This window comes from Nocardia sp. NPDC051321, from assembly GCF_044455225.1.
Lineage (GTDB): Bacteria > Actinomycetota > Actinomycetes > Mycobacteriales > Mycobacteriaceae > Nocardia.
On sequence record NZ_JBITEM010000015.1, the window covers coordinates 55,852 to 69,029 of the forward strand.

Here is a 13,178-nt window from a genome sequence, read left to right on the forward strand (position 1 = left end):
CGAATTGCCTTTGCGCACTTCGGAAACAGCGTCCGGGTATTCGCCGATCTCACTCCTCTATCATTGAGATCGGCGCCCGGGACATGCCCGCGTTGCCGTGTGCGATAGCCACGGTCTTGCGGTGGCGATCGCTGCGAGCCGAATCGTTCTCGTGTCCGGCGCCGGACATCGGCTGGTAGTCGACCAGACCGCCGCGATCCGTGGCTCGATCCCCTCCGCCGAGCCCGATCCCGTACGTCCCGCAATGTCCCACCGGTCAGCCAAACCTCGAGTCCCCCGGCCCCGCTGATGGACGCAGCCCTGACACGCGCCACGCACAGATCGCGGTGGGGCTGTTCAGGTGACATGCGGGCTCCGATTTCTAGCGTAGGTAAGTACGCGGTTTGGTATTCGATTCCGTCCCAGCGGTAGGTGATAGTTGGGTTCGCTGCTGCCCCACGGTGAGCGAGAGCGCCGTGGCAAGTACTTGGGCGAGGCCTTGTGCACCGGCGGCGTCGAGTTCGCCATCGCTGCCGATTCCGGTATCGACGACGTAACTCATCGGGTTGTGCTCGATACCAGCGCGACTGACGCACTCGGTGGCGAGCACCATGAAGCTGCCATGATCGGTGCCAGGAATGGGGAAGGTGTGCCGGTGGACCCGCATCAGGTCGCCGAGGGCGGCGTCGTCCTCCCAGTCATGACCGTCCGGGCGCTCGCACCAGTACGGGCAGCGTCCCAGCGGCGGCTGCTGGTTCGGCGTGCGATCGCCACGGCTAGTCCGCTCGGTCAGGACGCGGGTGCCGCCGGAATCGTTCAGCGATGCGGTGGTCATGGAGTCACTCCATACTCCTGAAAGGGTGACCCCCGGCCCGGAGAACTACACTCTGAGCAGGCGTTCGGTGGCTCTCTGACAGGTCGCAACGCACTAATGTCTCCCCGGACAGTGCGGCGTTTTGTAGTCGATGTGGCACTCCCATTGCTATGAGCCCTCCCCGTCAGACGCAACCGAAAGCTATCCCCAATCTGCGGGGATCTCTGCTTCCGGGCGTGGGAGTCGCTCACCAGCCGGTGCGACCAATACTTTAGCAGCACCGGCCACCGACTGCGACAGTCCAAAGCTGACGGCCGCTGACCAGAACCTATTCTTAGTTCGGCTCGAAATGACTACGCTGCGTCGGTATGCAGCTGCCCAGACGTTGGTTCGGCGTCGATGTGATCGCCACACTCCTGCACGAGCAGATCGTCATCCATTCGTCGGACGGACATCGAGTAGCGCGCCCTTTACGCCGGGTCGCATCGCAACTGGGATTCGACCGCCAGGGTGAAGCACTGTTCACCGGCGTCGTCACGGACATTCTGGCCGGGCCGCAGGTGGACCACGTGCGAGCGGACGGAGGTATCGAGTGCCATACGCACTGGATCGAGGCTCCCGACGGCCAAGCGGTCGGGCTGGTCGTCTGGATAGCGGCACCACCCACGACTACTCGTCCTGACTACAACTCGTGGATTCTCGATTTGCAGAAGGTGGCCACCCGCAGTGGTGGCGACAACCTCAGCATTATCGGCGACGGCCGCCAGGCCGGGGAGGAACGTGCGATCCGGCACCTGCTGCGGAATATGATCCCCGATGACGCCGGCGAGTTCTTGGCGTTGTACTACGGCGCCCAGGACGGCAAAGAGGGCAGGCTCACCGAGGCCACCTGGTCCGTACGTCGCCCAGACGACCCCACCCAGTGGGTGCATTTCTGGTCGACCACAACGGCTTTGGGCGCACCCGACGACAGCAACCGCACCGTGTACGGGCTCACCGCACAACTGCGTCATCGCGAGATGGACACGCGCATGGGCACTCTCGTTCAATACACGCACTCCACGCTGCTGATGGTGGACGCAAGGACCGGGTTCACCGTGACCACCACCGGCGAACTGGCTCCGGCATTCGACAGCGATGAGCAGCTTCTCGGCAAAGTGCTCAATCAGGTCGACCTGCACCGTATCCCCCCGGCAGCGTCGCACGAAACCGTTGTGGAACAGACGATTTCGATCGAGGGGGACCAGTACAACGTCGCCTTGTTCGCGGTGCCGAACGCTCGGCAAACCACCGCGGCTCCGGTGGCGATTCTTCTCGTGCCCGCGACCGGCAGAGGAGACACGCCCTAGCGCTCAGGGCTGTGGGTCCGGGGCGATGGCTGCGCCCGGTTGCGCCGCGCGGCGCGGCCGGCGGGCGGTCCACAACGCCGTCGAGCCGATGGTATTCACCTCGACGGCGGCAAACGCTCGCTCCAACGCGTCGACCAGGCCGGTGAGGTCGTCATCCTGGTTATGGAAAAGGCCGCGACGTTGGAATGCCTTGGCCGTGGCACGGCTGAGCGCGGTGTCCGGAACGCCGTGCGACAGGACTGTCGCGCCGAAGAACACCCCGTCGTCGGTGGTCGCGTCGGCGATGTGCCGGAACGCGATGCCTTTGGTGTCCCAGGTGCCCGGAACACAGTGCATGAGCAAGCTCGCAGCGACTGAGGCGTACTGGCGATCGACCGGCAACGGCTGCAGCACACTGCCGACGTGACTGACGGGTTCGATGTCGCGCTGACGGAGCCGACGGGTGGTCATTTCCATCGAACGTTCGGTCAGGTCGACCAGGGTAACCTTCGGGGCCGCAACGGGATACGTGGCATGGCTCAGATGCCAACCGCTGCCGGGGCCGACGTCCAGGTGGTCGCCGGAAATGTTGTCGGCGTACAGCCGCCGTAGATGCTTTGTGGGACAACGCCACACGAACCGGTTGTTGAAGCCCAGCACCCAAAGATCGTATGCGCGTAGCAGAATCGTCGAGTACGGGCGCGCGCCGTCCAACTCCGCCTGACTGACATCCATAACCGGACTCCCGTTCGGATCGAGGGCACTCGAGCAGCCACCCCCCGACAACATCTCTGCTTCAGGCACAGGAGTCTCTCACTGACCGCAGCACGGCGATCATATCGAAGATTTGCCATGCGTGGCAACGGATCTGCAAACAGCCCGAAGCCGAGCGGTCACCGACCAGCGGGTCCGCCAATACGCCCATTCCGGACGCCCGGTGATCACGTCGACGCGTCCGTCAAGCCGGCAAGCTCCTGAGCACGCGCGTGTCCGATCGAACGGACCCCACCACGTCGACCGCCCACATACCCGCGCCGGGCGCCTGCCGTTGACTCAACCGGCGTGGGGTTCCATATCCCGAGATGCACGCAGGCAGCCGGTCGCAACCGCTCAGCCTTCAGCCGCTCCCACGTGATCAGGAGCTGCTCCGTTGTCGGCGAGCAAAGAAACCGTTGCGCGTCCTGGTACGAGTTCGATCGCCGACTACGAAGTAACTCCTGGTCAGGGCCCGTTCAGGCTCCCCATCTGGACTCGAACCAGAAACCTGCCGATTAGCAGATAGCGGAACTGACCTGCGAAAGCTGAGATTGTCAGTGTGGTTGGGAGTACACAGCATTCAGGTCGACCAGCATCGGTACGTCGGCGCCGTCCGACCGTTCACCAGGTTCAGCCCCGGCAGCACGGAGGTTCTCATCGAATCCTGCCCCGCTGTAACAGGTAAGGACGGTTCGATCAGTGTCGTACCCCTTAGCCGCCAGCAACTCCCGCGCCCGCCGCAAACGATCCACATGCCCGAGTGTCATCGTGCGATCCCACTTGACCTCACCCAGTGACAAGATACGACGCGGCTGCCCGGTTTCCTCGGGAGCGAGCACCGCGACATCGATCTGGATCTGCTTTTTGTCCCGCGGATCATTGACGGTCGCGGCAGCCACCTGCCCCGGCAGATCACCGAACACCTCGGGCCCCACCGACATCGCCCATTCCCGACAAATCCCCTCGAAATGCGGACCGACCAGCTGAGACAAGAACGTCGACCGCGAATTACGCCACGCCGCTTCGGGATTCCCCCGCTCGAGCCGAGTCCACTCACGGCGCATAACGGCCTCGTAGAACACGAGCAGCGGTTCGGCGACCCGGTACACCGACTTACCCCGATTGAACGGGTCAGCCTCCCGAACGATCAGTTGCGCATCTTCGAGCACCGACAGCGGATGCCCGATATCGGTGGAGCTCCGGCCGATGGTGCTCGCGATGCTCCCGCGGGTGGTGTGTCCACCGGAGATCGCACCCAACACCGCGTGGTACAGCGCCACATCACGGATCTCGGTCTCCTCCGCCAGCAGGTACCGCGCCTCCCGGAACAACGGCACCTGAGAGTTGAGCACCGTCCGGAGCACCCAGGAATCGAAATCTGCCAACGACGCCGGCGCATCACCGGCAACGAACTCACGCCGATACGCCGGCGTGCCACCGACAATCGAATGCACCAACACCGCCAACCGTGGATCCTCGATCCCCCAGAAGCGGGCCGCCTCCCGGTAGTTCAACGGCTTGACGATCAACTCCAGACTGGCCCGGCCACGCAACGGTGCACTACCGGAGAGCAACCGCCCCATCACCGACATCGCCGACCCACACAGCAAGACCCGGGAATTGGCCCGCCGCGCATAGCCACGAGGATCGAACGCCCGCTGCAACATCGACGGCAACGACGGGCTCGCCTTGCTCAGATACGGGAACTCGTCGATGACGACCAATCCGTCCCCCACCACGGCGAACAGCCGCTCGAACGCCTCGTCCCAATCCCGGAAGGCATACCGCCCGCCCCCCGCGAACGCTGCGACCGCAGCCCCGAAACCCTCTAACGCCTCGACCTCGGTCGCATCGGTCGCAGTGAAGAAGAAGCCGCCCACCTCTTCGGCCAACGCATCGAGCAAGAAGGTCTTACCCTGCCGCCGCCGCCCACTGACAATCCCCAACCGCACATCCGGACTCGACGACGTCGCGAACCGAACCAGCCCCTCCCACTCACGCTCACGATCGAACACCCGATCCGGCTTCACCAGAGGTTCCATGGTTAGAACTATACTTATAAGAACTATAGTTCTACATGCTTACCGGTGCTCTCCTTATCTCGCTACACCCCTGCCACGTCGTCTTCTGAGTAGCTCTCGCACCCTCGGCGATCTCACGCACGATATTGCCGACCTGTGCTGGCGAACCATGATCGGTTGCGTACCCGCAGATTCGTTGGCACGCAACCGGATGAAGGTGCACCGGCCCAATATCGCCTGGAGCACAACAGTTTCGGACACCAGGCCGGTCGGCACCCGGCGCTGGTCGGCAGGCAACGCCGCGATGGCCGTGGTCACGCGCTCGATCTCCAGCCTGTCCAACAGGTCGTCCTCGGCAGACGAAATAGCTGGGGGACTGCGGAATTGGCGGATTGACAATCGGAGGTCCGCCAGTAAGTTGCGGAAGGTGACGAAGGTCGATCTAAACGGACTGCAAGCTCTGCTGGCTGCACACGCAGGAGAGCCAATGTCGGGGTGGCTATATCGCTACACTGCAAAGAAGGCGCTCGATGGCGTGGGGCGGCTGGTCACCGACGCGGATCCGGAGATCCGACGACGAACGTGGGAAGTGCTGGATTCGCTTGTCGGCGAGGGCGATCGAGACGATTTCCACGCGGCACTGATAGACCGTCTCGCCGAGGCGCAAGTACGGATGCTGCTCACCGACGTCGACCCGTGTGTTCGGACTCGGGTGCGCAGGGTGAACACCTGGAGCACTGAGGAGAGACCGCTCATCCGGGTGGCGTTGGAGCTGTTCGCGGACGAACGCTTCGACTATGCCTGGCCGGAGTGCATCGCGGTGCTGCACTGGCCGGCCGACCTCGAGATCGTGATCGCCGCGCTGGCGGATGCGACGGAGGAAGGGCTGCGTGCGCGGCTACTGGTTGCGGTCGGTCTGCCAGCTACGACACCACTATGGCCGCAGATCTCGCCGGTGCAGTCGTCTTCGCCGATCGACTGCTCCCGGGGTTGCGGCGGCGTGGTTGCCGCGCACCGCTGCCGCCATCTGCCCGTTTTCCTCGCCCTGGTCAACAGTTCGCGCGAACCGGTCCGGGACGAGGCGATGAGCGCGCTGTACGGCTTCGGGCCGGGCACGCTCGACCTACTGCGCTCGCTGCGGCGATCGAGCCTGCCCGGTCGACGAGCAGCGCTTGTGATGCTTGCCGAGTTCGGCTGGCATCACCTCCGCACCGAGGATCAGGTGACGCTGCGGCGGTTGATCGGGATGAAGCAACGGGACGAGACCCCCGAACCGCTGCTTTTCGACACGTTGCGGGGAGCGTGGTACGCGTTGGCGACCACCGACCAGGCTGCGGTCCTGGACAGTTTCGACCTCATCGATCCGGTTCCCGCGACGATGCGCATGGGATTCGCGCCATGGCAGGGGACAGAACCGCGCTACATTCCCGCCTACCAAAGCCCCCACTATCCCGAGGTGTTCGTCAGCCCGGCGCTGGACGGGTGGACCCTGATCTTCTGCCGCAATGAGGTACTCGGCGGAGCGATACCCGGCAAAACCTCAGCGCACGACCGCTACGAAATGTATGCGCGCCTAACGCAATTGAGCAGGCGGTTCGGCACCGCGCACTGGTACGAACAGTTCCCCGACGACATCTATCCCGACTGCGACGACAGCGCCTACGTCTACGGCGAGACCCCCGACGAGATCATCGAGGAGCCGGTCGAGGACCCCACGCCGACCGCATGGAGCCAGTGGTGCGTCGCCCGCGACGGCGAAATCCGCATGCACTGTGTATCTGCCGATGATGTGTACGTCTACCGGTGCGAAGAAGAAAGCCCCGTGGACTCACTCGATGAGTTGAATGCCTGGATCGAAGCAAACGATCACAGAGCCGATCCGTGTCCGGAGCACGAGGAACTACGGGCACAGGGGTTTGCGGCCATGCTGCACGAGCGTAACGGGGACGATCGCTTGCCCCCGGAAGATCAGGAGCCCGCGGAACTCGACGAACTGGCCCCTCCAGTAGACCCAACGCAGGACCTGGTGTTCGGAGCACAGCCGGCCGCCCAACGACTATCGATAGATTTGGAAAGCCTCGGCCCCCACACCACGGTCCAAGGCACCGGAATACTGGCGATACCGCGCTCGCTAGGACACCGCCTGCGTCGCGGCGCGCTACCGATCTGACGGTTGAGTACGAAATGCGTTACTGGGCATGCGATCGTCCCGAGAACCTTGTCTCGAACGCTACGTCTGCCGCGCTGCCGGTGGTTACCTCGACCGCGCCACGCACCATCACCACCGCGATTACACGATAAAGGCCCCTGACCGGAAATATCCTGGTCAGAGGCCTTTGCGCTCCCCCATCTGGACTCGAACCAGAAACCTGCCGATTAACAGTCGGCTGCTCTGCCAATTGAGCTATAGGGGACTATCCTCGGCTCGTCTGTGCTAGGCGGGCCGAGGAGAAACTTTAGCGTATGGGCGGGCGCCCGCCCAAATCGCGTCGCTACCTGCTGACTTGTGGGGTCAACGCGAGGGTGGCGGTGGGGGCTCGGTGGTCGCTGCCGGGGGTTCGGCGGACGGTTGCGTCGAGGGGGGTGAAGCCTCGGGTGAGGATGTGGTCGGGGCGAGTCAGGGGGAAGTCGGCGGGCCAGGTGAAGCCGAGGCCGTTGCGGACGTCCTGGAGGGTGTGGGTGAGGGCGGCTAGTTCTGGGTCGGTGGATGCGGTGTTGAGGTCGCCGAGGACTAGTAGGCGGTCGGATCGGTCGCGGTTTACCAGGTCGGTCAGGGTGCGCAGGGTGCGGTTGCGGGATTCGGTTTCGCCGAATCGGAGGGAGCCGAGGTGGACGGCGTAGACGGTGACGTCGCCGGTGGGCGCGTCGATTCGGGCGCGTAGGGCGCGCGCCCAGCCTTGGCCTAGATCGAGGCGTTCGACGTCGTCGAGGGCGTAGCGGCTCCAGAGGCCGATAGTGCCGACTGTGGCGACGTGTGGGTGGTCTGGATTCAACGCCGCCGCGACGGATGGGCGGTTGCGGTCGGTGAGTTCCTGGACCGAAATTATTGCGGCGTCGGTCAATTCGGCGGCGGTGCCGTGTGCACCGAGGTTCTGGGTGGCGACACGCAACGCGCCGGTGGATGACCCGCCGTAGGGGCGTTCGATGAGCTGCGGCACGAACAGCACCGACCATGCCAGGATCGGCGCCGCGACGGCGGCGAGGCCGATCCGGGATCCGGTGCCGAGCGCTGCGGCGGCGAGCAGCAGCGCCGGGACGAGCAGCCACGGCAGAAAACTGCCGACGAGCTGGCGAATCCCGCCGAATTCTGGCAACAGTCGATGGGCAACGAGCAGCCCACCCAGGAGTACGGCGGTCGCCGCGAACGTGATGTCTCGGGTTCCGTGCAGCATGCCGCCAACGATCGACGCGGCAGATGAGAGGTTCATGAAAACCGGGCGTGTTCGACTTTTCTCACATGGAAGTAACGGTACGGCCACCATCGGGGGCGAGTATGAACACATAGTGCTGAGCAGGTGGCGAAGTGGGCACTCCTCAGCAACCCGCTGAGCAAAGGAACGAGGAGGCCGACATGAGCGAATTCGCATGCGGCGATTGCTGGCGCAACGAGAATCTGACATTCGCACAACGATTGGATCCGGCACTCATCCGCCGGAGCATGCGACAGCTGTGCGAGGAGCATCGGGCCAAGCGAGAAGAACTCGCCGCCTGAGCACCGTCCGGTCTCGATCCCTGGTCGGGTCACTGGAAGTAGCCCGGCCAGGCCGACACCGTCCTTTCCGGCGGACTTATCGCTTCGCCGAGGTCCACTACCAAACGTGGTCCGGGTCTTGCCTTTCCACGGCCCGGGAAGTGGTGGGCCTATCCGGATCGACACGGCCACCGCGCGTCGGGCAGGATAGAGCCGCGAACAGGCAACTGGGAGGAGCACATCGAGATGCTGCGGTTGATCATCGGCGTGGCGGCCGGGTATGTACTCGGCAGCAAGGCCGGGCGGGCTCGCTACGAACAGATCAGCGCGGCGACCCGTGCGCTGTCGGAAAGCCCGGTGACCCGCAAGTTGGTGCTGGTCGGCAGGCAGCGGTTGTCCGACAAGCTCAGCACCAAGCCGCGGCTGGAACCGATGGAGCCGCTGGACGAACGCACCACCATCCTCGTGCCGCAGGATCAGCTGCGCCGCTGACAACGGTGCCGAACGCTCGAATGGTGCTGGCGCGATGATCGACGCGAGTTATTAAGCCCCGGTTGCGAAGTCGTTGTGGTTGCCCATGGCCTGCGTCAACAGGCTCTTGCGGTACTGCTCCAACGCCACCAGATCCCCGAACAACGCCATGTAAGCGTCCGGCTGCTCAGTAGACGACACTCGCTGCAGCTTCGACTTCAGCTCGGCGATCTGCCGACCTACCCAAGCCTCCTGGGTCCGCGCCAGCACCCCGGCGACGAACCGGGGAATACCGGCCGCGTTTTTCACCGGCAACGGCTCGTTCGCCAATTCGGACAGCAATGCACGCATGGTCAGGTCGTCGGTGCGATCCGCCACCGCGTTGACCCACTCGGCTCCGCCGAGCCCGGCCCCGGTGCCACCGACCTCGGAGATCAGCAGCCGAACGGCCGCGTAGGCAGGATGGGTGAAGGCGTCGGCCTCCAGCGAATCGAAGACCGCCCCGGCCATCGCCGGATATTGCAGCGCCGCCGCGAGCACCTGCCGCTGCGGCATCAGTGTCGGATCGTTCGGATTCGGCCGCGCCGCGGGATGTTCGGCGACCACCTCGGTCTGCCGAGCGGCCGGTGCCTGCCGCCCGCCCGCGCTACCGCCGCCCATGCGGTTGCGCCTGGCCTCGTCGCCGACCCGGCGCACGACGGTCTGAATATCGTCCCAGCCGACCCACCCGGCCAGCTTCGTCGCGTACGCCTTGCGCAACGCGTTGTCCTTGATCTGCGCGACCACCGGAATCGCCCGGCGCAGCGACTCGACCTGGCCCTCGGCGGTGTCCAGGTTGTGGTCGGCGAGCAGGCCGCGAATCACGAACTCGTACAGCGGGGTTCGCCGGGCCACCAGGTCGCGAACGGCGCCGTCACCGGAGTGCTGGCGTAGCTCGCAGGGGTCCTGTCCATCGGGCGCCACCGCGATGTAGGTTTGCCCGGCCAGCTTCTGGTCGCCCGCAAAGGCTTTCAGCGCCGCAGCCTGGCCTGCCGCGTCACCGTCGAAGGTGTAGATGATCTCGCCGCGCCAGAAGTTGTCGTCCAGCAGCAGCCTGCGCAGCAGCGCGAGGTGTTCGTCGCCGAAGGCGGTGCCGCAGGAGGCGACGGCGGTCTTCACACCGGCCAGGTGCATGGCCATCACGTCGGTGTAGCCCTCGACGACGACCGCCTGATGCCCCTTGGCGATGTCCCGCTTGGCCAGGTCCAGGCCGAACAGCACCTGAGACTTCTTGTACAGGATCGTTTCCGGGGTATTGATGTACTTGCCCGGCATGGTGTCGTCGTCGAAGAGCTTGCGCGCGCCGAACCCGATGACGTCGCCGCCGAGGTTGCGGATCGGCCAGAGCAGCCTGCGATGGAACCGGTCGATCGGCCCACGCTGGCCCTGCCTGGACAGGCCTGCGCCCTCCAGCTCCTTGAACTCGAAGCCCTTGCGAAGCAGGTGTTTGGTCAGCGTGTCCCAGCCCGCGGGCGCGTAGCCACAGCCGAATTGCTCAGCGGCGGCGGCATCGAAATTGCGGTCGGTGAGGAACTTGCGCGCCGTCTCGGCGCCGGGCTCGCGCAGCTGAGCCATGTAGAACTCGTGCGCGGCGGCATTGGCGGCGACCAGCCTCGAACGGGTGCCACGATCGCGCTGCACCGAGGTGCCGCCGCCCTCGTAGTTGATCTGATAGCCGATCCGGTCGGCCATCTGCTCGACCGCCTCGACGAAACCGACGTGGTCGATCTTCTGCAGGAACGCGAAGACGTCGCCGCCCTCGCCGCAGCCGAAGCAGTGGAACAGGCCGTGATTGGGCCGCACGTGGAACGACGGTGACTTCTCGTCGTGGAACGGGCACAGCCCCTTCATGGAGTCGGCGCCCGCGCGCTTCAACGCGACGTACTCCCCCACAATGTCTTCGATGCGGACGCGGTCACGTATCGCCGCGATATCGCGATCAGGGAGTCGTCCGGCCACGGCAGTGAGCGTACCCGTCGGGACCGACGTCTTTCACCTATGGCTGCTCGCTCGATGCGCGGCGGCACAGCGACAACCCCTGACGGCTGCCGCCGCGATGATCCGGATCACATCGAGCGGCGCGACGAAAACAGCCACACCGCACTCAGGCCCCGAACTCGGACGCGACCCGCTCCAGCCGGCTCTCGGTGTAGGACGCGATCTGGTCCACGATCACCCGCACCCGCGCGGTGTCATCGGCGGCGGCCTCCCACCACGGCAGCAACAGCGGATCGAGGCTCCGTGGTGCGGCGGCGAGCAGGCCCTCGGCGACGGCGTGGATGCGGTCGCGCTGGGCGGCTTGGCGATGTTTGTGATCGGGATCGGACATGACGTAGCGAAGGGCAACGGTTTTGAGCACGGCCACCTCGGCGGCGACCACGTGCGGAACCTCGAGGTCCGCGCCGTAGCGGGAGAGGCTGTCGCTGCCCGCGGTCTCGCGGGTGGCGAGGATGGCGGCGGTGGCGAAGCGGCCGACAAGTTCGCTGGTAAGTCGTTTGAGCGCAACGGAACTGGCGAGGGTGCCGTCGTATACGGTGACCGCGGCGACGACGGGTAGTTCGGAAAGTCGTTGGGCGGCAGCGACCAATTCGTCGGCCGACAGGGAATAGTGCTTGTGTCTGCCGAGGCTGGCCAGCGCGTCCTGTTCGGCGGGGTCGGCCAGCGCGCGCAGGTCGATGCGGCCCGCGATCACGCCGTCCTCGACGTCGTGCACGGAGTACGCGACATCGTCGGACCAGTCCATGATCTGGCATTCCAGGCTGCGGCGACGCTCGGGAGCGCCCTTGCGGATCCAGCCGAGGCGATCGGTGTCGATGTCATAGGCGCCGAACTTGGTGCCGGGACCCGTTCTGCCCCAAGGGTATTTGAGCGCGGCATCGAGGGACGCGCGAGTCAGGTTGAGACCCGCGCTGACACCGTCGGCGTCGAGCACCTTCGGTTCGAGGCGGGTGAGGATGCGCAGATTCTGCGCGTTGCCCTCGAAACCGCCGTGCGCGTCGGCGAAGACGTCGAGGGCTCGTTCGCCGTTGTGGCCGTACGGCGGGTGGCCGATGTCGTGGGCCAGCCCGGCCAGATCGACCAGGTCCGGGTCGCAGCCGAGGCCGTCGGCGATGCTGCGACCGATCTGGGCGACCTCGATCGAATGGGTGAGCCTGGTGCGCGGGGTGTCGCCGTCGCGCGGGCCCATCACCTGGGTCTTGTCGGCGAGGCGGCGCAGTGCGGCGGAGTGCAGCACCCTGGCGCGGTCGCGGGCGAATTCGGTGCGGTGACCGGACTCGAATTCGCTGCGCGGCGGCCCGAGCCCGGCGGTCTTGGCGCGCTCGACGACGAGCCGCTCGTAATCGTGTTCGGTGTAGCCGTGCACTACTGTCCCGCCGTGTATCGGAAGTCCGCCGCGAAATGGGTGAGCTGATACCAGAGCAAAGCGCCTGTCTCCCTGGCGATTCCGTGCGCCTGCGACTCGCGGGTATAGACCGCGGGCCCGGTCCTGGTCGGCGCGGTCCACGCGTCGAGGCCCTCGTCGCGGGCCATGGTGCGGGTGCGCAGCGAATGCCACGGATCGCTCACCAGCACCGCGGAGCCCATGTCGCGGGCCTGCATGGCCGTGGCGACCGCCTCGATGCTGCGCAAGGTGTCCGACCCGGTCTCGACGGCCAGGATCTTGTCGCTCGGCACCCCGCGCGCCTGCAGATAGTTCTTGCCGGACGCCGCCTCGGTGTACAGGTCGCCTTCCTGCTTCCCGCCGACAGTGATTACCCGCGGCGCCACCCCCAGCCGGAACAAGCGGTACGCCTGGTCGAGTCGCGCCTCGAACACCGAGGACGGTGTGCCGGAATACTGCGCGGCGCCGAGCACCACGATGGCATCGGCCGTCGTGTAATCGTCGATGCGCGCCACCTGCCACACCCGCAACGCCGTCCCGCCGACCAGCACCAACCCCATCAACACCGACCCGACGATGAGCCGGCGAATCCACCGGAACAGCCCCGCGCCGTAGCCTCGCGGCGGGACGGGACCGGGCGCCGCATCGGCTCGAGCGCGCATCGTTGGCGAATCCACTCCCCAAGTCTGCCAGTACA

General features: G+C 65.5%; 11 protein-coding genes and 1 tRNA gene. 4 read left to right on the top strand and 8 right to left on the bottom strand.

Annotated elements, in window-relative coordinates:
- Window positions 1-361: 361 nt before the first annotated feature.
- Window positions 362-814 (bottom strand): hypothetical protein, encoded by a 453-nt coding sequence (locus ACIA8C_RS32545; RefSeq protein WP_397141358.1) that lies wholly within the window; start codon window positions 812-814, stop codon window positions 362-364.
- A gap of 347 nt (window positions 815-1,161) precedes the next feature.
- Between ACIA8C_RS32545 and ACIA8C_RS32550 the strand changes: the two genes are divergently transcribed.
- Window positions 1,162-2,142: a hypothetical protein gene (locus ACIA8C_RS32550; RefSeq protein ID WP_397141360.1), complete on the top strand. Its 981-nt coding sequence runs from the start codon at window positions 1,162-1,164 to the stop codon at window positions 2,140-2,142.
- A gap of 3 nt (window positions 2,143-2,145) precedes the next feature.
- Here ACIA8C_RS32550 and ACIA8C_RS32555 read toward each other — a convergent pair whose 3' ends face one another.
- Window positions 2,146-2,856, bottom strand: coding sequence for an SAM-dependent methyltransferase (locus ACIA8C_RS32555; RefSeq protein ID WP_397141362.1), 711 nt, complete (start codon window positions 2,854-2,856; stop codon window positions 2,146-2,148).
- 575 nt (window positions 2,857-3,431) lie between these two features.
- Entirely contained in the window at window positions 3,432-4,919 is a 1,488-nt protein-coding gene (locus tag ACIA8C_RS32560) for an ATP-binding protein (protein WP_397141363.1), read from the bottom strand.
- Here ACIA8C_RS32560 and ACIA8C_RS32565 point away from each other — a divergent pair.
- Window positions 4,918-7,068 carry a hypothetical protein gene (locus ACIA8C_RS32565; RefSeq protein WP_397141364.1) on the top strand — a complete coding sequence of 717 codons (2,151 nt, stop codon included), beginning with the start codon at window positions 4,918-4,920 and terminating at the stop codon, window positions 7,066-7,068. The two genes, ACIA8C_RS32560 and ACIA8C_RS32565, sit on opposite strands and share 2 nt — an antisense overlap.
- 171 nt (window positions 7,069-7,239) lie before the next feature.
- Here ACIA8C_RS32565 and ACIA8C_RS32570 read toward each other — a convergent pair.
- A tRNA-Asn gene (locus ACIA8C_RS32570) sits at window positions 7,240-7,312 on the bottom strand.
- A gap of 78 nt (window positions 7,313-7,390) precedes the next feature.
- The gene (locus ACIA8C_RS32575; RefSeq protein WP_397141366.1) at window positions 7,391-8,290 is read right to left on the bottom strand and encodes an endonuclease/exonuclease/phosphatase family protein; all 900 of its coding nucleotides are present in this window, start codon (window positions 8,288-8,290) and stop codon (window positions 7,391-7,393) included.
- Window positions 8,291-8,469: 179 nt separating this feature from the next.
- Between ACIA8C_RS32575 and ACIA8C_RS32580 the strand changes: the two genes are divergently transcribed.
- Both ACIA8C_RS32580 and ACIA8C_RS32585 read left to right on the top strand, forming a co-directional pair.
- Complete coding sequence (locus tag ACIA8C_RS32580; protein WP_397141368.1) at window positions 8,470-8,610, top strand: hypothetical protein; 141 nt, start codon at window positions 8,470-8,472, stop codon at window positions 8,608-8,610.
- Between the two features lie 225 nt (window positions 8,611-8,835).
- A complete protein-coding gene (locus ACIA8C_RS32585) occupies window positions 8,836-9,081 on the top strand; it encodes a hypothetical protein (RefSeq protein WP_396989371.1) in 246 nt (81 codons plus the stop codon).
- Between the two features lie 51 nt (window positions 9,082-9,132).
- On the opposite strand, the gene dnaG is transcribed toward ACIA8C_RS32585, so the two are convergent.
- The 3 genes from dnaG to ACIA8C_RS32600 form a co-directional block, all read right to left on the bottom strand.
- Entirely contained in the window at window positions 9,133-11,058 is a 1,926-nt protein-coding gene (dnaG, locus tag ACIA8C_RS32590; RefSeq protein WP_397141370.1) for a DNA primase, read from the bottom strand.
- A 145-nt stretch (window positions 11,059-11,203) separates the two neighbouring features.
- Window positions 11,204-12,463 (bottom strand): deoxyguanosinetriphosphate triphosphohydrolase, encoded by a 1,260-nt coding sequence (locus ACIA8C_RS32595; RefSeq protein WP_397141372.1) that lies wholly within the window; start codon window positions 12,461-12,463, stop codon window positions 11,204-11,206.
- The gene (locus ACIA8C_RS32600; protein WP_397141374.1) at window positions 12,463-13,143 is read right to left on the bottom strand and encodes a YdcF family protein; all 681 of its coding nucleotides are present in this window, start codon (window positions 13,141-13,143) and stop codon (window positions 12,463-12,465) included. Before ACIA8C_RS32600 ends, ACIA8C_RS32595 begins: the two co-directional genes overlap by 1 nt.
- Between the last annotated feature and the right edge of the window lie 35 nt (window positions 13,144-13,178).

Coding starts and splice junctions, on each gene's coding strand:
- ACIA8C_RS32545 (WP_397141358.1), bottom strand. CDS start 814: ATGACCACCGCATCGCTGAACGATTCCGGCGGCACCCGCGTCCTGACC.
- ACIA8C_RS32550 (WP_397141360.1), top strand. CDS start 1,162: ATGCAGCTGCCCAGACGTTGGTTCGGCGTCGATGTGATCGCCACACTC.
- ACIA8C_RS32555 (WP_397141362.1), bottom strand. CDS start 2,856: ATGGATGTCAGTCAGGCGGAGTTGGACGGCGCGCGCCCGTACTCGACG.
- ACIA8C_RS32565 (WP_397141364.1), top strand. CDS start 4,918: ATGGTTAGAACTATACTTATAAGAACTATAGTTCTACATGCTTACCGG.
- ACIA8C_RS32560 (WP_397141363.1), bottom strand. CDS start 4,919: ATGGAACCTCTGGTGAAGCCGGATCGGGTGTTCGATCGTGAGCGTGAG.
- ACIA8C_RS32575 (WP_397141366.1), bottom strand. CDS start 8,290: ATGCTGCACGGAACCCGAGACATCACGTTCGCGGCGACCGCCGTACTC.
- ACIA8C_RS32580 (WP_397141368.1), top strand. CDS start 8,470: ATGAGCGAATTCGCATGCGGCGATTGCTGGCGCAACGAGAATCTGACA.
- ACIA8C_RS32585 (WP_396989371.1), top strand. CDS start 8,836: ATGCTGCGGTTGATCATCGGCGTGGCGGCCGGGTATGTACTCGGCAGC.
- ACIA8C_RS32600 (WP_397141374.1), bottom strand. CDS start 13,143: ATGCGCGCTCGAGCCGATGCGGCGCCCGGTCCCGTCCCGCCGCGAGGC.